A 24653-nucleotide genomic window follows, 5' to 3' on the forward strand; every position below is an offset into this window, starting at 1 on the left:
CAGGATATGTGTCAGATCAGACCATCGGCGCCGTTGCCGGCCCGGGGCGGGCCGTCACTGCGCACTGTAGTCGGCGCAGGTGTACGCCGGCACCGCACCCCGGGCCGTTCCGGACGGCGGACGGGCTACCCGTCAGTAGCCGACCTCGTGGTTCTCCCCCACCTTCGGCGGCTTGCCGGTCACCGCCGCCTTGGCGAAGCCGAGCAGGTTGACCACGGTGCTGCCGGGCGAGTCCCAGTACTCCGCCGACCCGGCGTGCACCTTGATCAAGGTGATCCCGGGCGTGTCCAGCCCGTCCGGGAACCACGCCTTCAGCAGCGGGCTCCACAGCTCCTTCGCCCGGTCGGCGTCCCACTCCTCGGTGGCGGTGCCGGCCACCGACACCCAGGCATGGTGACGCTGGTCGGAGAAACCGACGTTCACCTGCGGGTTCACCCGGATCTGCCGGACCTTCGCCGAGTCGGCGTACGCGAAGAACCACAGGTCGCCCTCGAAGTCCGCCTCCTGTAACCCCATCGGACGGCTGACCAGACGCCCGTCCACGCCGGTGGTGGTGAGCAGGCAGATCCGGGCGTCCCGGATCAGCTCGGTGACCCGGCGGCGGGCGTCCGCGGCGTTGGTCGGCTCATTGCTCATGGGGCACTCCTGTCTCGGATCGGCGCAGATGCCGCTCCGGTGCCCTGGGCGGAACCGGTCAAACCTCCCGCGCCGTCATCGCCCGCCACCGCGCCAGGTTGTGCCGGGCGTCGACCAGCGCGTCGTGCCGGTCGGCCTCGGCGTCCGGCAGCCGGGGGCGTCCCCGGTCGTCCCAGAGCTGACGCAGCTCCTTGGTGAAGCGGGGGATCTCCCGCGGCAGCGCCGGCATCGCGCCCCAGAGCTGGGCCAGCACGACGTGGTCGTAGGCGGCGTACCAGGCCCACAGCTCCAGCTGCTCGCCCGGCCGGTCCCGCACCGGCTCCAGCAGGAACTCGTGCAGGTCGTCGCGGATGCGCGCGCGGGAGCGCCAGGCCCGGTCGGCCGGCGACGGGAGCTTGTCCAGCACGTTGCGCCGCACCCAGGGCACCGCCCGGGAGTCGTCGAACTCGGTGGAGACCGCGTAGAACTCGCGGCCGTACTCGTCGACGACGCCGATCGACACCAGGTCGACGATGCGGCCGTCCTCGATGAATTCGCAGTCGTAGAAATAGCGGTAGACCATCGCCCTCATCCTCGCCCATCACCGGCACGCGCCGGTCGCCGGGGCGTCCGCCGAGGTCGGCGGGCGTGCCGTCGGCGGCCGGGCATGGTCACGGAAGTGTTTCCGGGGGTGTACAGCACGCGACGAGAGCGTCATGATCTGATGTGTACCGCCGTCGGGCGCCGAACCGGTTGAGCTGCCTCGTACCGGGACTGACAGCTTCACCCGGTGTGCGAGTCGTGACTTCTGACCGGGGAGGGGTTGAGCCGTGGAGTCTCGCCTGCCGGAGCCGGGTGACGCGCTCACGGGTGTGGAGATGTTCGCCGGGCTTGAGCCGGAGGTGCGGCAGCGTGTCATCGCCGCGGCCGTACCGCGCACCTACCGCAAGGGCCAGCTGCTCTTCGTCGAGAACGACCCCGGCGAGTCGCTGATCGTGCTGCGCCGCGGCGCGGTGGCGGTGTTCCGCACCGCCCCGACCGGCGAGCGCGCGGTGCTGTCGGTGATCCGACCCCCGGACGTGCTCGGCGAGGTGTCCCTGTTGGACGCCTCCACCCGCTCGGCGTCGGCCGAGGCGATCGAGGACTGCGCCGCGCTCGCGCTGTCGCGGCCCGCGTTCATGGAGCTGGTGCACTCCAACCCGCGCATCCTGGACGCGGTGATGCGCTCGCTGGGCCAGCTGATCCGCCGGCTCACCGAGCAGAACGCCGACCACGTCTTCCTCGACCTGCCCGGCCGGGTCGCAAAGACGCTGGTCCGGCTGGCCGGCGAGAGCCAGGCCCCGATGATCACGATCGAGCTGAACCAGAGCCAGCTCGCCGAGATGGCCGGCGGTTCCCGGCAGAGCGTCAACCAGGCCATCGGCTCGTTCGCCAGCCGGGGCTGGCTGCGGACCGAGGGACGCCGCATCGTGGTCACCGACGTGGCCGCGCTGCGCCGCCGGGCCGGCATGAACGACCGCTGACACGACGACGGCGGGGGCCGGCGGTCGTCCCGCCGGCCCCCGCCGCGTTCGTCGTACGCCCGTTAGTCGTACGCCCGGTCAGTCGTTCGTGGTGTCGGCCGGGGGCGAGCTCGGCCCCGGGCCGATCTTCGACGGGTCGGTCTTCTTCGGCGGGGTCGTCGTGGTGGTCGTGGTCTCGGTCGATCCGCTACCCGCGGGCTGCTCCACCATGCCTTTTTCCTCCAGTTCGGCGAGGGTGACAGCGTCCACGTCGACCGTGTCACCGACGGCCCACACCGTCCCCCGTGGATCGGTCCATGAGGCGGACAGCCGGACGTGCACGGCAATCTCCCTGTCGACGGGACTTCCTGCTAGGGGAGACTAGACCCGGCCGAACAGCCGTGACGTCCCGCCGACCCGTCGGGTACCCGACTGCGCGGCCGCGCGGGACACTGGGGACCTCACGCGTACGGAGCCGGACATCGACCTCACCTGTGGACACTGCGCCCGGACCGCCGGGCCGGACGACCGTTTCTGCGGTGGGTGCGGCCGTCCGCTGGCCGCGGCCTGCCCAGGCTGCGGCCACGCCAACGACACCGGCGCCAACTTCTGCACCAACTGCGGTCAGCCGCTGCGCGACCACGCGGTCACGGTGCAGGAGGACCGCCGCCAGGTCAGCGTGCTCTTCATCGACATCGTCGACTTCACGACATACGCCGAGCGGGCCGACCCGGAACAGGCCCGCAGCCTGCAACAGGTCTACTTCGCCACGGTGCGCCGGCTGGTGCACCAGTACGGCGGCGTGGTGGAGAAGTACATCGGCGACGCGGTCATGGCGTTGTTCGGCGCGCCGGTGGCCACCGACAACGACGCGCTGCGCTGCGTACGCGCCGGGCTGGAGCTGCAACGCAGCCTGGCCCGGCAGCCGGCCGGACCACACCCGCCGCTCGGGTTCCGGGTCGGCATCGCCACCGGCGAGGCCCTGGTCGACCTGGCCGCGGCGCGCGACGGCGGCCAGGCGTTCGTCACCGGCGACGTGGTGAACACCGCCAGCCGGTTGCAGGGGCTCGCCCCGGTCGGCGGCGTGGTGGTCGACGAGAGCACCTGGGCGGCCACCCGGCGCGAGATGGAGTACGACGACCAGCCACCGGTGACGTTGCGCGGCCGGTCGTCGGTGAGCCGGATCTGGCTGGCCGTACGGGCCCGGCCCCGGCGCGACGGGCAGACCGCCGAGCTGACCCCGATGGTCGACCGGGACCACGAGCGGGGCCTGCTGGTCAGCGCGTTGCACCGCACGCTGACCGAGCGCACCTCGCAGCTGCTCACCGTCTTCGGCCCGGCCGGGGTGGGCAAGAGCCGGCTGCTGCGCGAGCTGGCCCGGCACGCCGCCAGCCTGCCCGGCACCCGGGTCACCTGGCTGACCGGCCAGTGCCCGCCGTTCGGCGAGAACGTCACCTACGCGGCGCTGGCCGACATCGTCCGGAGCTGGGCCGGGCTGACCGGCGCCGACGACCCGGCCACCATCCGGGACCGGCTGCGCGAGCGACTGGGCCACCTCGCCGACCCGCACGCGATACGGCTGGCCGAGGCGCTGGGCCCGCTCGTCGGCGTCTCCGGCGAACGGCTCACCTCGGCGGAGACCGAGGCGGCGTGGCGGCGCTTCCTGCTCACCCTGGCCGCGACCGGCCCCACGGTGCTCGTCTTCGAGGACATGCACTGGGCCGACGAGGCGATGCTGTCCTTCGTCGAGCAGCTCGGCGCGGCGGCCCGCAACGTGCCGCTGCTGGTCGTCGCGACCGCCCGGCCGGAACTGCGCGAGCGGCACCCGGCCTGGACCGGCACGATCAGCGGGGCGATGTCCATCTCGGTGCCGCCGATGCACGACGGGGACATCGACACGCTCTACTCGCTGCTGCTCGGCCAGGCCACGCTGCCGCAGGACGCACGGGCGCCGCTGATCGAGTTCGCCGACGGCAACCCGCTCTACGCCCAGGAGTACGCGCGGATGCTGCTCGACGGCGGGCTGGCCGAGCGGACCGCCGGGCTGGCGCTCGTCGACCCGGCCGGGGGCGCCGGGATGCCGCGTACTGTGCAGGCGGTCATCGCCAACCGGCTGGACCTGCTCGACCCGGCCGACCGCGCGGTGCTCCAGGCCGCCTCCGTCGTCGGCGTGCAGTTCTGGGCCGCGCCGGTGGCGCTGGCGCTCGGCCGCCCGGCGGAGTGGGTCGAACGCGCGCTGCACCACCTTCAGCGCCGTGACCTCGTCTACGAGCTGCCCGTGTCGACAATGCCCGGACAGGCGGAGTACCGGTTCCGGCACGTGCTGGTCCGGGACGTCTGCTATCAGCGGCTGCCCCGGGCCGAGCGGGTCGCCCGGCACCAGCGCACCGCCGACTGGCTGGAGCAGCTCGCCGACGGCCGGCAGCACGACCTGGCCGAGGTGCTGGCCAACCACAGGTGGGCGGCGCACGAGATCGCCCGTACGGTCGGGCTGGACCAGACCCCGCACGCCGCCGCGACCCGGTCCGCGCTGCACCGGGCCGCACGCCGGGCGTACGACCTGCACGCGCTGGAGACCGCGGCCACGCTGGTGGACCGCGCGTTGAGTGTGGAGTGCGGTCCGGACCCGGCGCTCGAGCTGTTCCAGGCCGAGCTGGCGTTCTACCGGGACCGGGACGGCTTCCTCGACGGCGGCGGGACGGCGCTGCTCACCACCCTGGCCGGCCGGCTGGCCGGCGCGGGTGACCGGCCCGGTGCGGCGAAGGCGTGGCGGCTGCTGGCCACTGCCGCCTTCGCGCGGGCCGACCGCTCGGAGTTGATGCGCTGCCTGGACCGGGCGATCGGGCTGCACGCCACGCTGCCGGACAGCGAGGACAAGGTGGGCGTGCTGCTGGAGCTGGCGCGGGCGCACATGCTCGACGCGGAGACCGAGCCGGCGTGCGTGGCCGCGCGCACCGCCGCCGAGCTGGCCGAGCGGCTGGAGCTGCGCGAGGCCCGGGCGAACGCGCGCATCACGCTGGCGGTGGTCCGTTACCAGGCCGGCGCCGAGGAGGCGTACGCCGAGCTGGCCGACGTGACCGAGGAGTGCCGGGTGGAGCGGCTGACCAGCCGCCGCCGCGCGGTGCACAACCTGGCCTGGGTGCTCCAGGAGGAGGGCGACCTGACCGGCTCGGCCCGGCTGGTCGACGAGCAGCGCTCGCTGGACCTGGCCGGCGAGCACGCCCTCACGGTGAGCTTCAGCGACCAGTGGGCCCGGTCGTACTACAGCGGGGACTGGACGTCGGCGCTGCGGATGGCCGAGGGGTCGACGCGGCGCCCGACCGACGAGTGGGACCTGCACATCGTGGCCGTGTCCGGCTGGATCCGGGCGCTCGGCGACGACCCGGCCGGGCCGGGCACCGGCGAGGACCTGGTGGACCAGGCGCTCGTCGCGGCCCGGCGCAGCGGCTTCCAGCGCGTGCTGCGCTCCACGCTGGCGCACGCCGCGCTCTGCCGCGCGGTGCAGGGCCGCCGGGACGAGACGATGGCGCTGCTGACCGAGCTGGACGAGGACTGGCGGCAGACCAAGATGATCCCGTTCGCCGAGTGGGTGCCGGCGGTCGGTCACGTCGCCGCGCTGCTCGGCGGCGACGCCGCGGTGCTGGTGCGCGACCTGCTGGCCCACGCGCCACGGGTGACCCGCTGGGCACGGGAGGCCGGGCGGTCGGCCGAGGCGGCGCTGGCCCGGGGCGACGGGGACGCCGCGCGGGCGGGCCGGCTGCTCACCTCCGCCGCCGAGGGGTACGCGGAGATGACCGACGTCACCGACCAGATGATCGCGTCCGCGCTGGCGGTCGGGCCGCTGACCGAGGCGGACCCGCCGGCCGCGGCGGCGACGCTGGCCCGGGTACGCGCGTTCGCCGGCCGGCACGCCGCCACCGGGCTGCTCCGGATCGCCGGGGCGGGCTGAGGTCAGGCCGGGACCGGCTGCCCCACCGCGGCGCTCTTGGCCTTCTGGGCGTACGTGTCGACGTACTCGCGGCCGGACAGCTCCATCAGCTCGTACATGATCTCGTCGGTGACCGCCCGCTCGACGAACCGGTCGCCGGCCATCCCGGCGTAGCGGGAGAAGTCCAGCGGCGGGCCGAAGCGGATCCGCACCCGGCCCAGGTTCGGGACGATCTGGCCGGTGGGCTGGATCGCGTCGGAGTTGAGCATGGCCATCGGGACGACCGGGGCGCCGCTCTCCAGCGCCAGCCGCGCCACGCCGGTCTTGCCCCGGTAGAGCCGGCCGTCGGGCGACCGGGTGCCCTCCGGGTAGATCCCGGCGATGCCACCGGCGCGCAGCACGGAGAGCTGGGTGTCGAGGGCGGCCCGGGCTGCCCGTCCGCCGGAGCGGTCGACCGGGATGGTGCCGGAGCCGACGAAGAACATCTTGGTGAGCCGGCCCTTGAGGCCCTTACCGGTGAAGTATTCGGCTTTCGCGATGAATGTAACTTTTCGCTTGACGATCAGCGGTGTGAAGATCGAATCCGAGAAGGAGAGGTGGTTGCTGGCCAGGATCACCGGCCCGGTCTCCGGAACGTGCTCCAGCCCTTCGACCTGCGGGCGGAAGATCAACCTCAGCAGTGGGCCGAGAACGACGTACTTCAGCAGCCAGTACAGCACCGGCGTCCTTCCCGTGTCGGTGGCGGCGGACGGGTCGCCGCGTGGCCCCGGAGGCGCCGGCGGCGCCCACGGGAGTCCGGGAAGAGGGTACGAACGACGAGCGGCACGCCACAACGCACTCCCGGAACCGGGTGCCGACGTGTCACGATTCAGGGCACGGGCAGGGATCGGCGAAGGGGGTGTCCGGTGTCAGGGGGCGGGCCCCGTCGGGGACGACGGGACAACGGGCTCGACGCGGCCGAGTACGCGATCGCGGGCGACGTCGATCCACGCGTCGGCGAGCACCTGCTCGACGTGCTCGCCGCCGGTGGCATCGCGGCCTACCTCCAGCCCTCGGCCGACCTGAACCCGGTGACCCGCACCACCACCGTCCCGGCCCGCCCGGTCGACCGGCTCTACGTCGACAGGTCGCACCTGACCACCGCCCGCGACTACCTGACCCAGCTCGCCGACGAGGGCGGGGGCGACCCGCCGCGCGCCGACGAGCCGGACATCGAGGCCGAGTGGGCGAAGATCGTCGCCGGTTTCCACACCGCGCCGAGCGCCGGCAGCCACCCCTGGCCCGCCGCCGAGGACGTGGACGACCCGCCCGCGCCGGGCACCGCCGCCGGCGGCCGGGCCGAGGAGCCCGCCGGCCCGACCGCCACCGACGTGCGCCGGCTGCCGTACGCCGCCGACGTCTCCGGTGTCTCGCTCAGCCGGGACCGGCACGACGAGCCCTCGCTGCTCGACGGCCTGGACACGTTCGGCGCGAACCTGCCCGACGAGGCGTCGGACGAGGAGCACTACACCCCGCCCCCGCCGCCCCCGCTGCCCCGCTTCTCCAAGTACGCGGTGCTCGGCGTGGCCTGCATCGTGCTCGGCTTCCTGCTGTTCCTGTCCCCCACCGTGGTGTCGCTGGTCGACCCGTCGGTGGTCACGCTGCTCGGCTTCACCGGCATCCTGGCCGGCTTCGTCATGCTGATCTGGCGGCTGCGCCCGGGCGACCGGGACGACCACGACCCGGACGACGGCGCGGTCGTCTGACGGCGCACCGGACGCTGCCCGGATGGCGGGACGCCGCCCGCCCTGGGCGGGGGCGTAACAAGCGTGTAACTTACAGTCAGTAGGAATAGGCCGAACGTCACGTCCCGCACCGGCTGTCCGGCTTGCGACTCCTCCGGGTTGCCGGTCCCCTGCTGAGCGGAATGCCCGAGATGCGACAGAGCCCCCTCGTGGTGGTGGCCAACCGCCTCCCCATCGACGACAGCGTGGCGCCCGACGGCGCCTTCGAGTGGCGCCGCAGCCCCGGCGGCCTGGTGAGCGCCCTGCACCCGCTGCTGCGGCACACACCCGCCACCTGGGTGGGCTGGGCCGGCGGCACCGGTCCCGCGCCCGACCTGCCGGACGTGGACGGCGTCCGGATGCACACCGTGCCGCTGAGCGCCGAGGACTTCCGCGACCACTACGAGGGCTTCGCCAACGCCACCCTCTGGCCGCTCTACCACGACGCCGTCGAGCAGCCGGAGTACCACCGCCGCTGGTGGGAGGCGTACCAGCGGGTCAACCAGCGGTTCGCCGAGGCCGCGGCCCGGGTGGCCGAGCCGGGCGGTCTGGTCTGGGTGCAGGACTACCACCTCCAGCTGGTGCCGGGTCTGCTCCGCGAGCTGCGCCCCGACCTGCGGATCGGGTTCTTCCTGCACGTGCCGTTCCCGCCGCCGGAACTGTTCATGCAGCTGCCCCGCCGGGCCGAACTGCTGCGCGGCATGCTCGGCGCCGACCTGGTCGGCTTCCAGCGGGCCCAGGCCGCGCACAACTTCGCCCAGCTCGCCGCCAAGGTGCTCGGCCTGCCCGCCACCGACCGGCGGATCGGTGTGGACGGCCGGGTGGTGCGCATCGGCGCCTTCCCGGTCGCCATCGACACCGCCGAGATGTCCGCGCTCGCCGCCCGCCCCGAGGTCGCCGAGCGGGCCCGCCGGCTGCGGCAGGACCTCGGCCGGCCCGAGCAGGTGATCCTCAGCGTCGACCGGATGGACTACACGAAGGGCATCGAGCAACGCCTCAAGGCGTACCGGGAGCTGCTCGCCAACGGCGACATCAAGGTCCGCGACACGGTGCTGGTCCAGGTGGCGGTGCCCAGCCGCGACCGGGTGGCGCAGTACCAGATCCTCCGCGACCGGGTGGAGCACCAGGTCGGCCGGATCAACGGTGAGTTCGGCCGGGTCGGCGAGCCGGCGATCCACTACCTCACCCAGCCGTTCGACCGCGCCGAGCTGGTGGCGCTCTACCGGGTCGCGGACGTGATGGCGGTGACGCCGCTGCGCGACGGCATGAATCTGGTCGCGAAGGAGTACGTGGCGGCCCGGGTCGACGGCACCGGCGCGCTGCTGCTGAGCGAGTTCGCCGGCGCCGCCTCCGAACTGGAGCAGGCGTACCTGGTCAACCCGCACGACCTCGACGGCCTGAAGCAGGGGCTGCTGGCCGCGCTGCGCGCCGGCCCGGAGGACGTCGCGGCCCGGATGCGCGCGATGCGCGAACACCTGGCCCACAACGACATCCACGCCTGGGCGGCGTCCTACCTCAGCGCACTGGAGGAGAGCGGAACGCTCGTCGGCCGCCGCCCCGCCACCCGGTGACCCGAGCCCCGGCGCTCACCCCTGGGCGGGCGCCGGGTCCTTGTCCAGCCAGTCCAGGATCGCGTCGATCGGCTCGCGCCAGCGGGCGTCGAGCATCAGGTCGTGCCCCATGCCGGGGAACAGCAGCGGCGCCGAGGCGTATCGCCGGGCGGCCCTGGTCAGCGCCGTGGCCGGCAGCACCCGGTCGTCCGGGCTGCCGAGCACCAGCACCGGCGGGCGGCCCACCGCAGGCTCCGGCGACCGGCCGGTCAGCAGCTGCCACTGCGCCCGCCGCCCGGCCCGGCCCAGCCGGGCCAGGTGCCGCCGCGCGTCGGCGTCCGGCAGCTCCCGGCTGAACAACTGCCGCCGGTTGAGTCGCAGTCCGGCGCCGAAGACCGCAGGCACCGTGCCGACCGGGTTGCGCCGCAACGCCGTCCCGAACGTCCCCCAGCCGCCGAGCACCGGCGCCACCAGCACCGCGGCCCGCGCCGGGTAGCGGGCCATCGCGTGCGCCACGACCCGGGCGCCGGCGCCGTGCCCCACCAGCACCGCCTGCCGCGGCAGGCTCGCCGCCACCTGCGTCACGTCATGGGTGTACGACCGCAGCGTCGCCTCCGGCGCCGGCTCGCTGCCGCCGTGCCCGCGCAGACTCAGCGCGTACGCCGGGAAGCCGCGACCGGCGGCGTGCCCCAGCCAGTGCTCGGCGAACGCCCACGCCCCGTGCCCGAACCCGGGCACGAACAGCAGCGGCGGCTTCGCCTCCTCCCGCTCCGGCAGGGCGGCGAGCACCTCGCGGCGGGCGGGCCGCTCCGGGCGGGCCCACTCCCAGGACCGGACCACCCGCACCTGCTCGGCCGCCGTCATTTACCCTCCTCCAGCTCGTGCAGCGCCCGCTGGAGCGCGCGCAGGTAGTCGGCGTGCCCGACCTCGAACCAGTGCCGGGTGCTGTCCTTGACCTTCGCCGAGTACCGCTCGCCCAGGCCGGCCCGGACCTTGCGGTCGAACGCGGCGGCCCGCTCCGGCCGGGTGGCGCGCAGCGTGAGCAGCCGGGCGAACAGCACGCTCTGCCAGTGCGAGATCGGGAAGATGCCGGAGTCGGGCTGCACCAGGCCGACCACCGCGAGCGTGGGGTGACCGGCGGTGAACGCGTTGAGCCACAGCCGGGGCCGCCCGGAGCCGTCCTCGTCGCCGAGCACCCGGCCCTTGAGGAACTCGAAGCGCGGCAGGTAGCCGGTGGCGAAGACGACCAGTTCCGGGTCTATCCGGCGGCCGTCGGTCAGCTCCACCGCGCGGTCGTCGAACCGGGCCACGTCCGGCACCGGGGTGACCTCGCCGTGGCCGACGTAGTAGACGAGCTGGCTGTTGGCGATCGGGTGCGTCTCGTAGACCCGGTGGTCCGGTTTGGGCATGCCGAACCGGGTCAGGTCGCCGACGGTCAGCCGCAGCGTCCAGTGGTAGAGCCACTGCCGTACGCGCAACGGCACCCGCAGCGCCAGCAGCGTGTCGTTCACCTGGTCGGCAGGGCGGCCGAGGACGTACTTCGGGGCGTACCAGTAGCCGCGGCGGGTGGAGTGCCAGCAGTGCGACGCCTGCTGGGCCGCCTCCACCGCGATGTCGCAGCCGGTGTTGCCCGCGCCGACCACGAGCACCCGCTTGCCGCGCAACTGCGCCGGGTCCTTGTAGGACGAGGCGTGCATGACCTCGCCGCGGAACTCCTCCAGCCCCTCGTAGCGGGGCAGCTTGGGCGACCAGTTGTGGCCGTTGGCGAGCACCACGGCGGCGTACCGGGAGGTGCGCTCGGGGCCGTAGCCGCCGGTGCTGCGCGTGGTCACGTCCCAGCGGTCCCCCTCGACCGGCTCGACGCGGACCACCTCGGTGCCGAACCAGACGTGCTGGCGCAGGTCGAAGTGGTCGGCGTACCGCTCGAAGTAGGACAGCAGCTGGCTGTGGTGCGGGTAGTCCGGCCAGTCGTCGGGCATCGGGAAGTCGGGGAACTGGGTGAACGGCCGGGACGAGATCAGGTGGGTGCTGGCGTACACCGGGCTGCGGTCGTGCCGCCAGTTCCAGGCGCCGCCGACGCCGGTCTCCCGCTCGTAGCAGTCCACGCCGAAGCCGGCCTCGCGCAGGTTCTTCACGGCGGTCAGGCCGCTGGCGCCGGCGCCGATCACGCAGACCGTGTCGCCCCGGTCGGAGACCGGGCGGTCGTCGCGGACCGGGACGTCCGTCCGGTCCGGATCGGGGCGGCCGGGGTCGGTGGAGGAGGACACCGCGAATTCTCCTTTGTGCGGCACGCGTGCCGGGTCGGAGCGAAATCCTGCCGAGAATGCCCGCCGTTGTCCAGCCATCGGATCCGGCACCCGGCGCCCGCCCGGCTCCCCTGACTCAGCGTCACCGCAGAGCCGGTCACCGAGCGTGAGTGGACCGGCGGCGCGGGAGGCGTACCCTCTTCCGCCCTTTGCTCTGCAGCCACGGACGCAGCACCGCCGGGAGCTGCGCCGATGTCTCGCGGCCGTCCGGCCGGGACGCGGCCCGCCGGTCACGGCGGGTAGCGGGTGCGTATATGGCGGCAGAGCAAAGGCGGCGAAGCGGTGGTCCTGCTGGCCGCCAGGCACCTGACCGTGCGTCACGGCCCGACGGTCCGGCCGCTGCGCAAGCGCGGGCGGACGCGCGGCGCAGGCGGGCGCGCGGCGTGGGCGCGGACAGGCGTTCGACGCGGGTGGACCGCCGGACGAGGTGCGGCCCGGCGGTCCGTGCCGGTCAGGCGGTGGGCAGCAGCAGGTCGACCAGGACCGGGAAGTGGTCGCTGGCCCGGCGGGCCGCCGGCGTGTCCACCACGTCGTAGTCGACCACCGTGATCCGGGGGTCGACGAACAGCGCGTCGATGCGGCGGCGCGGGTCGGCGCAGGAGAACGTGTGCCGGTCGGCCCGGTCGGCGGCGAGCGCCGTGTCGGTGAGCCCCTCGGCGAGCGTCTGCCAGGCCGGCCCGTCCGGGCCCTCGTTGATGTCCGCGCCGGCCACCACGGGCAGCGTGGACGCGGCCAGCTCACGCTTGAACGCCACCGCCTGGGCGGGCCGCTCGGCCGGGTCGGTGGACAGGTGCGAGCCGGCCAGCAGCACGTCGACGCCGCCCACACGGCAGTGCGCATACGCGGCGCCGCGCATGTGCCGTCCCGGCGTCAGCGGGTACCGCTGGCAGCTGGTGTCGACGACCCGCAGCCGCAGGCTGGTCAGCAGCACGTTGCCCAGCGACGGCAGGCCACCGGCCGCCACCACCATGCCGAACGACTCGGCCAGCGCGGCGGTCTTCTGCCGCCACCGGAACCGGCGCGGTCCCTCCTGGACGATCACCACGTCCGGGGCCGCCGTCCGGACCACCTCGGCCAGCGCGGCCGTGTCGTCGCGCTGGCTGTGGATGTTGTACGACACGACCCGCAGCGGCACACCCGCATCAGTCATGTCAGATCCGCCGGGCCAGGTCGGCGGCACCGATCACACCGGCGGTGTTGCCCAGCTCGGCCGGGCGCACCTCGGCGACGGGCAGGCGGCTGCGCTGGGCCAGCGCGTCGGCGAACGACCGCCGGGTCGGGCCGAGCAGCAGGTCACCGGCGTCGATCACGCCGCCGCCCACCACCAGCACCTGCGGGTCGAGGATCTGCGCCATGTCGGCGAGGCTGGTGCCGAGCCAGCGGCCGACCTGGGCGAACGCCTCGGTGGAGACCGGGTCGCCGCCCTTCGCGGCGGCGGTCACCATCGGACCGGTGATCGTCTCGGCCTCGCCCCCGGCCAGCTCCAGCAACGCGGCCGCCCGGTGCGGCTCCTGCCGGGCGGCGGCGCGGGCGAAGCGGACCAGCGCGCTGCCGCTCGCGTACTGCTCGATGCAGCCCAGCCGGCCGCAGCCGCACTGGTGGCCGTCCGGCACGGTGAGCATGTGGCCCAGCTCGGCGGCGATGCCGTTGGCGCCGCGGACCAGGCCACCGCCGAGCACGATGCCGCCGCCGACACCGGTGCCGATGGTGAACATGACCATCGAGTCGTCGGCGTCGCGGGCCGCGCCGTAGCGGAACTCCGCCCAGGCGGCCACGTTCCCGTCGTTCTCCACGATCACCGGCAGGCCGGTGGCGTCGCCGACGTACGCGCGCAGCGGCTCGTCCCGCCAGGCCAGGTTCGGGGCGAACAGCACGGTGGAGCGGGAGGCGTCGATCCAGCCCGCGGCGCCGATGCCGACCGCCTCCACGGCGTGACCGGCGGCCAGTTCGGTGACCACCTCGATGATGACGTCGCGGGTCTTGGCCACGTCGTCGGCGGGGGTGTCCCGTCGCGTCTGCACGAGTACCGTGCCGGCGTCGTCCACGACACCGCCGGCCACCTTCGTGCCACCGACGTCGACTCCGATGGTCAGCGTCACCGCTGCCACTCCCCTCTGCTGTGCTGCCCGGGGACCGGCCGAACCGGCCGTACGGTCCCGGGATGTCCGGTGGTCAGGCCCCGTCGCCTGGTGCGTCCGCGCCCACCTCTCCGGACGCCCGCGAGGCGGGCACCACGGGACGGCCGGCCGGTGTCCGGCTCGTGTCCGGCTCCGGCGGCCCGGCGGCGTCGGCGGTGGCACCCGAATCGGCCGCGCCCTCCCCCCGGGTGGCGGCGGACCACACGTCCTGCTCGGGTGCCGGCTGAGAATCATGCCCGGTACGGGTCGCCTCGCGCCACACGTGGTCCCCGGATCCGGCCGGTGCGGCGGTGCCGGCGTCGGCGGTTCGCTCCGGCTCAGCCGGGGTGAACGCGCGCAGCAGGCTGGCCACCCCGGCCGCCAGGTCCCCGGCACCGGTGGCAAGCCGCTCGGCGAACTCGGGACTTGGATCCCGCAACGCGGCGATACCGCGACAGACGGGGCAGACACAGCATTCCGGCGAGCCGGTGGCGAAACCGGCGGGCGCGGGCGTCTCCGGAGCGGGGCCGGCGCCGGGCGGGGTGTGACCGAGGACACCGGAGAGGATCCCACCGAGCGGACCCCAGGCGCCGGAGCCGGGTGCGGCGGCGGCCATCTTCGCGCCGGCGAGCAGTGTGGCGACGAGGCGCTCGGCCTCTTCCCGGGCCGAACCCGGATCAGTGGTGCCCATGGTTCGGCTCCTCCAGCGTGACTACCGGGACGACGGTCGGGTCATTGCGCCGCACCGGGTGCTTCTACCCGGCGCTTGAGCTGCTTCAACGCCGCGTCCATGATCATTTTCTCGGCCTTGCGGCGGAACATGCCGAGCATCGCCACGGACAGCTCCACCTCAAGGGTGTACGTCACCGTGGTCGTCCCGTCCGGGTTGCCCACCAGGTCGTACGACCCGCGCTGGGAGCGCTGCATCTTCGACGGGGCGACCAGGTGCCACTCGATCCGGGAGATGTCCTCGGCGTACTCGTATGCCAGCACGTACTCGTCGGCCATCACGCCCGCGTCGAGGGTGAACCGGACCTGGCTGGCGTAGCCGTCCTCGTACTCCTCGATCACCTCGGCCCGGCGTACCGCCTCGGCCCACTCGGGATAACTCGGGAAGTCGCAGATGACGGCCGCCACCCGGTCCGGTGACGCGCCGACGATGATCGACTGGGTGGAGGAGTCCGCCATGTGGGGAGGCTACCCGGCCGCCTCCCGCCCGGTCCCGCTCCACCCGCCGGACGGCGTCCCACCAGCCGGGCGGGCAACCTCCCTGGCAGACCCCCCGGGGTGTGCGGGTAGGTTTCGACAGAGCCGACCAGGCCGGCCCCCGCCGGTAGAGCACGAGGGAGTGCAGGTGCGCGAGTTCTCCGTCCCGCCGATCGTCACCGTCGGCGACGCGGCCAACCTGACCGACCCGGTCTGGGAAAACGCCGAGGTCGCCCCGAACACCGTGCAGTTCGTCCGCCCCGGCGCGGGAACGGACGCGCGCGAGGATGTCACCTGCCGCCAGTTCCGCGACGAGGTGGTGGCGGTGGCGCAGGGCCTGATCGCCGCAGGCGTCTCGCCCGGCGACCGGGTCGGCCTGATGAGCCGCACCCGCTACGAGTGGACCCTGTTCGACTACGCGATCTGGGCGGCCGGCGCGGTGACCGTGCCGATCTACGAGACCTCCAGCGCCGAGCAGGCCGCCTGGATCCTCGGCGACTCCGGCGCCGTGGCGGTGGTGGTGGAGAGCACCGCGCACGCCACCATGGTCGCCGGCGTCCGGGACCGGCTGCCCGAGCTGCGCGAGGTGTGGCAGATCGACCTGGGCGCCGTCGACGACCTGGTCGCCGCCGGTGCGTCGGTGGACCGGGCCGAGGTGGAGACCCGCCGCTCGCTGCTCAAGGCCGACGACGTCGCCACGATCATCTACACCAGCGGCACCACCGGCCGGCCCAAGGGCTGCGTGCTGACCCACCGCAACATCTACTCCGACATCGCCAACGCGGTGCCGGTGCTGCCGAACCTGTTCCGCCAGGGCGCCTCCACCCTGCTGTTCCTGCCGCTCGCGCACGCCTTCGCCCGGCTCATCCAGGTCGGCGTCGTGCACGCCCGGGCCACCATGGCGCACTGCGCGGACACCAAGAACCTGGTCGCCGAGCTGCAGGACTTCAAGCCGACGTTCGTGCTCTCCGTACCCCGGGTCTTCGAGAAGGTCTACAACGGCGCGCGGCAGAAGGCCGAGTCCGAGGGGAAGGGCAAGATCTTCGACCGCGCGGAGAAGGTCGCCATCGCGTGGAGCGAGGCCCAGGAGCTGCCGGGCGGTCCCGGCCTCGGGCTGCGCGCGCAGCACGCCCTCTTCGACAAGCTGGTCTACCGCAAGCTGCGGGCGGCGATGGGCGGCCGGTGCCGCGACGCCATCTCCGGCGGCGCGCCGCTGGGCGCGCGGCTCGGGCACTTCTTCCGCGGCGTCGGGGTGACCATCTGCGAGGGGTACGGCCTCACCGAGACCTCGCCGGCCGCCGCCGCCAACCTGCCCACCGGCACCCGGATCGGCACCGTCGGCCGCCCGCTGCCCGGCGTGACCATCCGCATCGACGACGACGGCGAGGTCCTGATCGCCGGCGACATCGTCTTCCAGGGCTACTGGCACAACGACGCGGCCACCGCCGAGGCGATCAGCACCGACGGCTGGTTCCGCACCGGCGACCTCGGGCACCTGGACGACGACGGCTACCTGAGCATCACCGGCCGCAAGAAGGAGATCATCGTGACCGCCGGCGGCAAGAACGTCGCCCCGGCGGTGCTGGAGGACCAGGTGCGGGCGCACCCGCTGATCAGCCAGTGTGTGGTGGTCGGCGACCGGCAGCCGTTCATCGCCGCGCTGGTCACCATCGACGAGGAGGCGCTGCCGAAGTGGCTGGCCGGGCAGGGGCGTCCGGAGACCACGAGCATGGCCGAGCTGCGCGACGACGCGGCGCTGCGCGCCGAGGTGCAGTCCGCGATCGACCAGGCCAACCAGGCGGTCTCCAAGGCCGAGGCGATCAAGGTGTTCCGGATCCTGCCGCATGACTTCACCGAGACCACCGGCGAGCTGACCCCGTCGCTGAAGGTCAAGCGTCAGGTCGTGCACAAGACGTACGCCTCGGAGATCGCCGAGATCTACCGGGGCTGACTACCATCCGTCACGTGCCCGCCTCCACATCCCGCCAGCCGTCGACGCAGCCCCTCGCGGCGGCGGCTCGCGCGGTCCTCCTCGCGCTGGTCGCCGCCCTGACCCTGTTCGCCACCCGCGACGCCACCCAGCTCTGGTGGATCGCGCTGCTGGGCGTCGCCGGCCTGCCCGCCGTGCTCGCCCCCCAACACCGGCTGCTCGCCCCGATCAGCCGCTTCGCCGAGGTGGTGGTGCTCGGGCTGGCCGCCAGCCAGGTCGCCGCCGACACCCATCTGTCCGGCGTGACCGGCGGGGTGGGCGCCTCGGCGGTGCTGCCGTACCTCGCCGTGCCGGTCACCGTGACCGCGCTGAGCCGCCGGTTCCGCGAGGGCGCCGCGCTGCTCGCCGTGGCGGCGGCGACGCTGCTGGCCAGCGCCGCGTTCACGCAGGTCGACGGCGGGCCGCAGCTCGGCCAGGTCGGCTACCTCGCGGTCTGTGCCCAGTGGCTGATCCTCGCCGGGCTCGGCCTCTACACCGCCGGCACGCTCCAGCGCGTCATGCGGGTGCGCGGCGAGGGCAAACCCCAGCCGTACGCCGAGGCGACCCGCCTGCTCACCCAGCTCCGTACGGTCGCCCGCCAGCTGCCCGGCGCCACCCTCGACCCGGGTGGCATCTCCGAGCACCTGCTGGAGGAGCTGCGGGTGGTGGCCAAGACCGACCGGGGCGCGGTGCTGTCCGCCAGCGGCGGCGGCCGGCTCGTGGTGCTCGCGCAGATCGGCGCGGACCGGGTCGACTGGGAGACCACGCTCGACGCCGACTCCGCCATCGCCGACGCCTGGGCCAGCCAGCAGCCGACCGTCTCGGCCCGCTCGCAGGCCCGGTCCCGGCGCTCCGGCGAGGTCTCCGCGCTGATCGTCCCGCTGGTGGCGGGCGTACGCACTGTCGGCCTGGTGGTGATCGAGGCGGACACCGCCGCCGCGTACCCGCCGCCCGTGGTGTCCCGGGTGACGGCGCTGACCGGCCCGGCGGCGCTGCGGCTGGAGGCCGCGCTGCTCTTCGACGAGGTGCGCTCGCTGGCGACCAACGAGGAGCGGCAGCGGCTGGCCCGGGAGATCCACGACGGGGTCGCCCAGGAGCTGGTCATGGTCGGGTACGGAATCGACAACGCGCTCGCCACCGTGCACGAGGACGCGGAGGAGACCGCCGACTCGCTGCGCACGCTGCGCCAGGAGGTCACCCGGGTGATCACCGAGCTGCGGCTGAGCCTGTTCGAGCTGCGCAGCGAGGTGGACCGGCACGGTGGCCTGGCCGCCGCCATCGCCGAGTACGCCCGCACCGTCGGCGCGTCCGGCGGCCTGCGGGTGCACCTGTCGCTGGACGAGTCCACCGCCCGGCTGCCGGCCGCCACCGAGGCCGAGTTGCTGCGCATCGCGCAGGAGGCGGTGACGAACGCGCGCAAGCACGCCGGCGCGTCGAACCTGTGGGTCACGTGCGAGGTGGATCCCCCGTACACCCGAATCGAAGTGTCGGATGACGGTCACGGCATCGGTGACCAGCGCCCGGACGGGCACTATGGCCTTGCGATCATGGCCGAGAGGGCGGAACGTATCCGAGGCCGGTTGGAGATCAGGCCGCGGCAGCCGAGTGGGACGACTGTGGCGGTGGTGCTCGGTTCGTCGCCCCGGCGCGATAAGGTGCGCGGCAGCGCCGCAGCAGCAGAAGGGGAGTAACCCGAGGATGACCAGCAGTCCGACACCGGCCACCCGTACCAAGGTTCTCCTGGTCGACGACCACGACCTCATCCGCAAGGGGCTGCGTCACGCGTTCGAGCGCGACCGTCAGTTCGAGGTCGTGGGCGAGGCGGCCACCGCTGCGGAGGGCGTGCGCCAGGCCGGCGCGCTCCAGCCCGACGTGGTGATCATGGACCTCCGCCTGCCCGACGGCAGCGGCCTGGAGGCCACCCGCGCCCTGCGCAAGTCCAGTGCGTCCATGGGCATCGTCGTGCTCACCATGTACGCCGGTGACGACCAGCTCTTCGGCGCCCTGGAGGCGGGTGCGAGCGCGTTCGTGCCGAAGACCGCCCCGGCCGACGAGGTGGTGGCCGCCGCCCGGCACGCCGCCTCCTCCCCCAGCGCGTTCACCGCCGCCGACCTGGCCGAGGCGATGAAGCGCCGGCTGGCGCCGTCCGGCCCGCAGCTGTCCCCCCGTGAGGGCCAGGTGCTGCGGCTGCTCGCCGACGGCATGAGCGTGGCCGGCATCGCCAAGCAGCTGTTCGTCAGCGAGTCGACCGCCAAGACCCACATCTCCAAGCTCTACGAGAAGCTGGGTGCCGCCAACCGGGCGCAGGCGCTGATGACCGCGCTGCGGCTGGGGCTGCTGGAGGCCCCGGACGCCCCGAAGTTCTGAGGCGTACCGCCGGAAGAGGCCCCGTCCACCACGGACGCGGGCCTCTCGGCGTTCCCGGCCACGTGTGGTCGCGTACGGTGAGCAGCCGGACGCGTAGCGACGGCGGTCTTTGCACCGCGACGGCGGAGGGGCAGAATACCCGGGTGATCCGCGCGGCGGTGATGACCGCGTGTCGCCGACACCCGAGGGGCAGGACATGCAGCGGCCGGACTGGGCACCCGAGACGATCGACATCGAGCGCCCCAGCGTCGCCCGCATGTACGACTACTACCTCGGCGGCTCGCACAACTTCGCCGCCGACCGGGCGGCCGCCCGCGCGATGGTGGAGGCGGTGCCGGAGGCGCCGCTGATGGCGCAGGCCAACCGCGCGTTCCTGCGCCGGGCGGTGCAGTACCTCGCCCAGGCCGGCATCCGCCAGTTCCTCGACATCGGCTCCGGCATCCCGACCGTCGGCAACGTGCACGAGATCGCCCAGCGGATCGACCCGGAGTCGCGCGTGGTCTACGTCGACGTGGACCCGGTGGCGGTGGCGCACAGCCAGGAGATCCTGGCCGGCAACGAGCACGCCGCGGTGCTCCAGGAGGACCTGCGCAACCCGGAGGCGATCCTCGCTCACCCGGAGGTCACCCGGCTGCTGGACTTCACCCGGCCGGTCGCCGTGATGGTCGTGGCGGTGCTGCACTTCATCCCGGACGCCGACCGCCCGGAGGAGATCCTGCGGACGCTGCGCGGGGCGCTGGCGCCCGGCAGCCACCTGGTGCTCTCCCAGGCCAGCGAGGACGGCCGCGCCGGCACCGGCGAACGGGCCGAGGCGGAGCGGGTCTACCGGCGTACCGACAGCCAGCTCTGGATCCGCAGCCGGGCCGAGATGACCGCGCTGTTCGACGGCTTCGAGCTGGTCGACCCGGGCGTGGTGTGGGTGCCGCAGTGGCGGCCGGACTCCCCCGACCAGGCGGAGAACGCCGAGCGGGCCGTCTTCATGGGCGGGGTCGGGCGGCTCGGTGGGTGACGACGCGGCCCGCAGCAGGCCCGGCGTCTTCGCCCGGGCCTGGGCCAAGGCGGTGTCCGGCACCAGCTACCTGCCGATGACCCAGTCGCAGCTGGAGGAGATGCTGCAACGGCTCACCGACCGGCTGGCCCAGGCGCTGCGCGCCGAACCGTTCGACCTGCGGATCGGCCAGCAGGTCGGCGCGGAGCTGGTGCAGGCGCACATCGCCTCCGCGGAAGGGCTGGGCCGCACCGTCGAGGTGATCCAGCTGCGCCTGGTCCGCGACCTCGACCTGGTCGTCGACGACGTCGAGGACCGGATGGCCCGGCTGCTCGCCACGGTCGCCACCGGGTACGCCCGCGCCCTGCGCGACCGCACGCTGGACGAGCAGGAGTCCATCCGCCGGGCCGCCATGATGGCCCGTGCGCAGGCGGAACGGGCGCTGCGCGACAGCGAGGCCCGGTTCCGGCACCAGGCCACCCACGACCCGCTCACCGGCCTGCCGAACCGCACGCTGTTCACCGAACGGCTGACCGCCGCGATCACCGCGCCGGGGCGGGGCGCCGACCGGGTCGGTGTCTGCTTCCTCGACCTGGACCGGTTCAAGGTCGTCAACGACTCCCTCGGCCACCAGATCGGCGACTCGCTGCTGGTGACGGTGGCGCAGCGCCTGCACCGGGCGCTCGGCGAGCACCTGGTGGCCCGGCTCGGCGGCGACGAGTTCGTGATCCTGGTCGAACGCACCGTCGGCACCGACGACGCGGTGAAGGTCGCCGAGGCGGCCCTCGCCGCGGTACGCGAACCGGCGCTCGTCGACGGCCACGAGCTGACCGTCTCCGCCAGCATCGGCATCGTGGAACGCCCGGTCGCGGGCACCTCGCCGATGGACCTGATGCGCGCGGCCGACAGCACGCTGCACTGGGCCAAGGCCGCCGGCGGGGCCCGCTGGTCGCTGTTCGACGCCGACCGCAACCGCCGCGACCTGGCCCGGTACGCGCTGTCCGCGGCGATCCCCGCCGCGCTGGACCGGGGCGAGTTCTACCTCGACTACCAGCCGCTGACGTCGTTGCGCGACGGGCGGGTGCTCGGCATGGAGGCGCTGGTGCGCTGGCGTCACCCGGAGCTGGGTGTGCTGCGGCCGGACAGCTTCATCCCGCTGGCCGAGGAGACCGGGTTGATCGTCCGGCTCGGCAGCTGGGTGCTGGCCGAGGCGTGCCGCGAGGCGGGCACCTGGCCGGACGCGGAGGGCGACGCGCCGTTCGTCAGCGTCAACCTCGCCGTCCGGCAGTTGCACCGCACCGACCTGGTGACCGAGGTACGCGGCGTGCTCGGGCGCACCGGCCTGCCGCCGCACCGGCTGCAACTGGAGATCACCGAGAGCACCATGATGAGCACAGTGGTCGAGCCGGTGCGGGCCCTGCGGGTGCTCGGTGACCTCGGGGTCCGGGTCGCCATCGACGACTTCGGCACCGGCTACTGCAACCTCGCGTACCTGCGGGACCTGCCGGTCGACGAGCTGAAGGTGGCGGGCGAGTTCGTGACCGGCCTGCGCGCGCCGGGCAGCGGCACCGACGAGCGGATCCTCGCCTCGCTCGTCTCGCTGGCGCACGCGCTGGACCTCACAGTCACCGCCGAGGGCGTGGAGACGGCCGACCAGGCCGACCGGCTGCGCGCGATCGGCTGCGACGCCGGGCAGGGCTGGCACTTCGGCCGTCCCGGCCCGGCCGCGCCGCACCTGGGCCGGGTGCCCGCCCACGTCGACGCGGCCTCCTGACGCGGCCGTCGCCCTGACCCGGCCGCCGCCCTGACCCCGCCGCCGCCTGACCCGGCCGGCCCGCAGTTGCCCTGATCCGGCCGGCACGCGGCCTGCCGGCCCGGCCCGCGCGGGGTCAGCCGGCCAGCAGGGCGGCCATCCGCTGTGCCTGCGTCTCCCAGCGCCACTCCCGCTCCACCCAGGCGCGCCCGGCGGCGCCGAACTGCCGGGCCAGATCCCGGTCGGCGAGCAGCGTGGCCACCCGGTCGGCGAGCTGTGCCACGTCCCGGCCCCCGACCACGTACCCGGTCTCCCCCTCGCGCACAGCGTCCGGCGCGCCGCCGGAGTCTCCGGCCACCACCGGCAACCCGGTCGCGCTCGCCTCCAGGTAGACGATCCCGAGGCCCTCCACGTCCAGCCCGCGGTTGCGGGTACGGCACGGCATCGCGTAGACGTCGCCGGCCGCGTAGTGGGCGGGCAGCTCGGCCGAGGGCACCGAGCCGGTGAAGACCACATCGCGTTCCAGCCCGGTCTGCCGGGCCAGCTTCTCCAGCGTCGACCGGTACGGGCCGCCGCCGACCACGAGCAGCGCGGCGTCCGGCACCCGCCGGCGGATCTCCGGCAGCGCGCGGATCAGCATGTCCTGGCCCTTGCGGGGCACCAGCCGCGACACGCACACCACCACCGGCCGGTCGGCCAGCCCGAGCCGTGACCGGACCCGCCCGCCGTCGACGTCCGGGTGGTAGGTGTCCACGTCCACGCCGGGCGCGAGCCGCCGCAGCTCGGTGAGCCCGTCCAGCACGCGGGCCAGCCGCGCCCGGGTGTACTCGCCGAGGTAGGTGGTCACGTCCACGCCCCGCCCGATCCGGCGCAACGCCGACCGGGCGCCTGGGAGCGCCGCCCAGCCGACCTCGTGGCCGTGGGTCAGCGCCACCGCCCGGCGGATCCCGGCCCGCCGCCGCAGGCCCGCGGCGAGCAGCCCCAGCGGGGCCGCCGCGCCGAACCACACGGTGTCGCAGTCGTACGCGCGCGCCAGCCGCGCCGCCCGCCGGGCGATCAGCGGGGTGGGCAGCAGCACCCGGGTCCGCTCCCGGACCACCTCGAACGGCTGGTCGGCGTCGAACTTCTCCGCCCCGCGCCAGCTCGACGCGTACACCACCACCGAGCCGGGCTGCTGGCGTACCGCGAGGTTGTGCACGAACGACTGGATGCCGCCGGGGCGCGGCGGGAAGTCGTTGGTGATCAGCAAGGTACGGCTCATCGGCCGGACTCCCTGGCGTAGGCGCGGGCGGCGGCCATCCGCTCCACGGTGGACGGGTGGGTCGCCGACCAGAGGCGCTCCCAGCGCGGCGGGTCGGGGTCGGCCAGGTTGACCCCGGCCAGTCGCCGCTGCATCGCCTCGAACGTCGCCGGGTCGCCGGTGAGCGCCAGCGCGTGGGCGTCGGCGCGGGCCTCGATCCGGCGGGAGACGAGCGCCTGCACCGGGGTGGAGAGCAGGCCGGCGACCGTGACCAGCACGACCAGCAGCGGGAACGCCCGCGGCTGGGCGATCGAGTCGACGCCGGCGAGCCGCAGCAGCGGCGTCCACGAGCCGATCAGGTAGAGCGCCACCACCGCGGCGGCGGCACCGAGCGCGCCGAGCACCGTGCCGGTCCACACGTCCCGGTCCTTCGCGTGCCCCAGCTCGTGGGCGACCACGCTTGTCACCTCGGCCGGTTCCGCCTCGCGCAGCAGCGTGTCGTAGACGACCACCCGCCGGGTCGGGCCCAGCCCGGAGACGTACGCGTTCACCGCACTGGTGCGCCGGGACGCGTCGGCGACGAGCACGTCGCGCACCGGTACGCCGTCCCGGGCGGCCATCGCGGTCAGCTCGCTGCGCAGCGGGCCCGGCTCCATCGGGGTGAACCGGTTGAACACCGGCTCGACCAGCACCGGCAGCACGAACGACAGCACCACCACCAGGACCGCCGCGCCGGCCGCGCCGAACGCCCACCACCAGCGCGGGGCGAGCCGTACCACTGTGTAGAAGCCGAGCAGGACCAGCGCGCCGATCACCGCGCTGACCGCGTACGACTTGAGCAGGTCGACCGCCCAGCCGCCCCAGGTCTGGGTGCTCAGCCCGTAGCGGACCAGCACGGTCCGGCGCCAGGCCGCGAACGGCAGCGTGAGCAGGTCGGCGAGGAACATGACGGCGAGCCCGCCGAGCACGGCCTGCGCGATCCAGTGCCCGCCGAAGGGCCGGCCGACCAGTTCGACAAGGCGCCCGCCCAGCGGGGTCAGCCCGAGCAGCAGCGCCACCACCAGCCCTACTGCGAGCGCCGACCAGGCCGCCGGGCGCAGCGCGCCGTGGAACGCCCGGCCCCGGGTCACCTGCTCGGCCGGGAGGTCTCGCAGTGCCGCGAGCTGGTCGGCGCGGGGCGCCGGCGGGCGGCTCCACGGCACCAGCAGCGCCACCGCCACGAGCAGCGCGACCACCAGGCCGCCCAGGGTCAGCAGCGCCCAGGCGCGCGGGGTCACCGACCCACCCCGCCGTCGTGCCCCGTCCGCGTCATGCCGCTCCCCTCCCGCCGTGACCGCCCATCCTATTGC

General features: G+C 74.2%; 21 protein-coding genes. 9 read left to right on the forward strand and 12 right to left on the reverse strand.

Going from position 1 to position 24653, the window contains the following annotated elements; genetic code table 11:
- Nucleotides 1-132 precede the first annotated feature (132 nt).
- Nucleotides 133-636, reverse strand: coding sequence for a pyridoxamine 5'-phosphate oxidase family protein (locus FB454_RS16915; protein ID WP_145751788.1), 504 nt, complete (start codon nt 634-636; stop codon nt 133-135).
- A 58-nt stretch (nt 637-694) separates the two neighbouring features.
- The gene (locus tag FB454_RS16920; protein WP_013287663.1) at nt 695-1198 is read right to left on the reverse strand and encodes a polyadenylate-specific 3'-exoribonuclease AS; all 504 of its coding nucleotides are present in this window, start codon (nt 1196-1198) and stop codon (nt 695-697) included.
- 247 nt (nt 1199-1445) lie between these two features.
- Between FB454_RS16920 and FB454_RS16925 the strand changes: the two genes are divergently transcribed.
- The gene (locus tag FB454_RS16925; protein ID WP_013287664.1) at nt 1446-2138 is read left to right on the forward strand and encodes a Crp/Fnr family transcriptional regulator; all 693 of its coding nucleotides are present in this window, start codon (nt 1446-1448) and stop codon (nt 2136-2138) included.
- Between the two features lie 78 nt (nt 2139-2216).
- Here the strand turns inward: FB454_RS16925 and FB454_RS16930 are convergent, their stop codons facing one another.
- Nucleotides 2217-2459, reverse strand: a complete 243-nt coding sequence (locus tag FB454_RS16930; RefSeq protein ID WP_013287665.1) for a hypothetical protein — start codon at nt 2457-2459, stop codon at nt 2217-2219.
- Nucleotides 2460-2598: 139 nt separating this feature from the next.
- Here FB454_RS16930 and FB454_RS16935 point away from each other — a divergent pair, with 139 nt between their 5' ends.
- Nucleotides 2599-6066 (forward strand): adenylate/guanylate cyclase domain-containing protein, encoded by a 3468-nt coding sequence (locus FB454_RS16935; RefSeq protein ID WP_145751786.1) that lies wholly within the window; start codon nt 2599-2601, stop codon nt 6064-6066.
- 2 nt (nt 6067-6068) lie between these two features.
- On the opposite strand, the gene FB454_RS16940 is transcribed toward FB454_RS16935, so the two are convergent.
- Entirely contained in the window at nt 6069-6764 is a 696-nt protein-coding gene (locus tag FB454_RS16940; protein ID WP_013475739.1) for a lysophospholipid acyltransferase family protein, read from the reverse strand.
- A gap of 186 nt (nt 6765-6950) precedes the next feature.
- On the opposite strand from FB454_RS16940, the gene FB454_RS16945 reads away from it, so the two are divergent.
- Nucleotides 6951-7790, forward strand: coding sequence for a DUF308 domain-containing protein (locus FB454_RS16945; RefSeq protein ID WP_013287668.1), 840 nt, complete (start codon nt 6951-6953; stop codon nt 7788-7790).
- A 170-nt stretch (nt 7791-7960) separates the two neighbouring features.
- Nucleotides 7961-9379 carry an alpha,alpha-trehalose-phosphate synthase (UDP-forming) gene (locus FB454_RS16950; protein WP_013287669.1) on the forward strand — a complete coding sequence of 473 codons (1419 nt, stop codon included), beginning with the start codon at nt 7961-7963 and terminating at the stop codon, nt 9377-9379.
- A gap of 15 nt (nt 9380-9394) precedes the next feature.
- Here the strand turns inward: FB454_RS16950 and FB454_RS16955 are convergent, their stop codons facing one another.
- The 6 genes from FB454_RS16955 to FB454_RS16980 all read right to left on the reverse strand — a co-directional run bounded on the left by FB454_RS16955 (nt 9395) and on the right by FB454_RS16980 (nt 14969).
- Nucleotides 9395-10222, reverse strand: coding sequence for an alpha/beta hydrolase (locus FB454_RS16955; protein WP_145751774.1), 828 nt, complete (start codon nt 10220-10222; stop codon nt 9395-9397).
- A complete protein-coding gene (locus tag FB454_RS16960) occupies nt 10219-11625 on the reverse strand; it encodes a flavin-containing monooxygenase (protein ID WP_013475736.1) in 1407 nt (468 codons plus the stop codon). The genes FB454_RS16955 and FB454_RS16960 overlap by 4 nt, the downstream gene beginning before the upstream one ends.
- Before the next feature lie 490 nt (nt 11626-12115).
- Nucleotides 12116-12814, reverse strand: a complete 699-nt coding sequence (locus FB454_RS16965) for an endonuclease/exonuclease/phosphatase family protein (protein WP_145823164.1) — start codon at nt 12812-12814, stop codon at nt 12116-12118.
- 1 nt (nt 12815) lies between these two features.
- Nucleotides 12816-13763, reverse strand: a complete 948-nt coding sequence (locus FB454_RS16970) for an ROK family glucokinase (protein ID WP_036311523.1) — start codon at nt 13761-13763, stop codon at nt 12816-12818.
- A gap of 73 nt (nt 13764-13836) precedes the next feature.
- Nucleotides 13837-14472 (reverse strand): hypothetical protein, encoded by a 636-nt coding sequence (locus FB454_RS16975; RefSeq protein ID WP_013475735.1) that lies wholly within the window; start codon nt 14470-14472, stop codon nt 13837-13839.
- 41 nt (nt 14473-14513) lie between these two features.
- Complete coding sequence (locus FB454_RS16980) at nt 14514-14969, reverse strand: SRPBCC family protein (protein ID WP_013287675.1); 456 nt, start codon at nt 14967-14969, stop codon at nt 14514-14516.
- Between the two features lie 166 nt (nt 14970-15135).
- On the opposite strand from FB454_RS16980, the gene FB454_RS16985 reads away from it, so the two are divergent.
- The 5 genes from FB454_RS16985 to FB454_RS17005 all read left to right on the forward strand — a co-directional run bounded on the left by FB454_RS16985 (nt 15136) and on the right by FB454_RS17005 (nt 22085).
- The gene (locus FB454_RS16985) at nt 15136-16938 is read left to right on the forward strand and encodes an AMP-dependent synthetase/ligase (protein ID WP_145823165.1); all 1803 of its coding nucleotides are present in this window, start codon (nt 15136-15138) and stop codon (nt 16936-16938) included.
- Between the two features lie 14 nt (nt 16939-16952).
- Entirely contained in the window at nt 16953-18647 is a 1695-nt protein-coding gene (locus tag FB454_RS16990) for a sensor histidine kinase (protein WP_013287677.1), read from the forward strand.
- Nucleotides 18648-18654: 7 nt separating this feature from the next.
- A complete protein-coding gene (locus tag FB454_RS16995) occupies nt 18655-19323 on the forward strand; it encodes a response regulator transcription factor (protein ID WP_013287678.1) in 669 nt (222 codons plus the stop codon).
- Between the two features lie 196 nt (nt 19324-19519).
- Entirely contained in the window at nt 19520-20332 is an 813-nt protein-coding gene (locus FB454_RS17000; protein ID WP_030273947.1) for an SAM-dependent methyltransferase, read from the forward strand.
- Nucleotides 20333-20408: 76 nt separating this feature from the next.
- On the forward strand, nt 20409-22085 hold the full coding sequence (locus FB454_RS17005) for a putative bifunctional diguanylate cyclase/phosphodiesterase (RefSeq protein ID WP_255368363.1): 1677 nt from the start codon (nt 20409-20411) through the stop codon (nt 22083-22085).
- Between the two features lie 115 nt (nt 22086-22200).
- Here FB454_RS17005 and FB454_RS17010 read toward each other — a convergent pair whose 3' ends face one another.
- Nucleotides 22201-23325 carry a glycosyltransferase family 4 protein gene (locus tag FB454_RS17010; protein WP_071098291.1) on the reverse strand — a complete coding sequence of 375 codons (1125 nt, stop codon included), beginning with the start codon at nt 23323-23325 and terminating at the stop codon, nt 22201-22203.
- Complete coding sequence (locus tag FB454_RS17015; RefSeq protein ID WP_145823166.1) at nt 23322-24581, reverse strand: M48 family metallopeptidase; 1260 nt, start codon at nt 24579-24581, stop codon at nt 23322-23324. Before FB454_RS17015 ends, FB454_RS17010 begins: the two co-directional genes overlap by 4 nt.
- Nucleotides 24582-24653: the final 72 nt, after the last annotated feature.

This window comes from Micromonospora sp. CNZ297 (assembly GCF_007827625.1).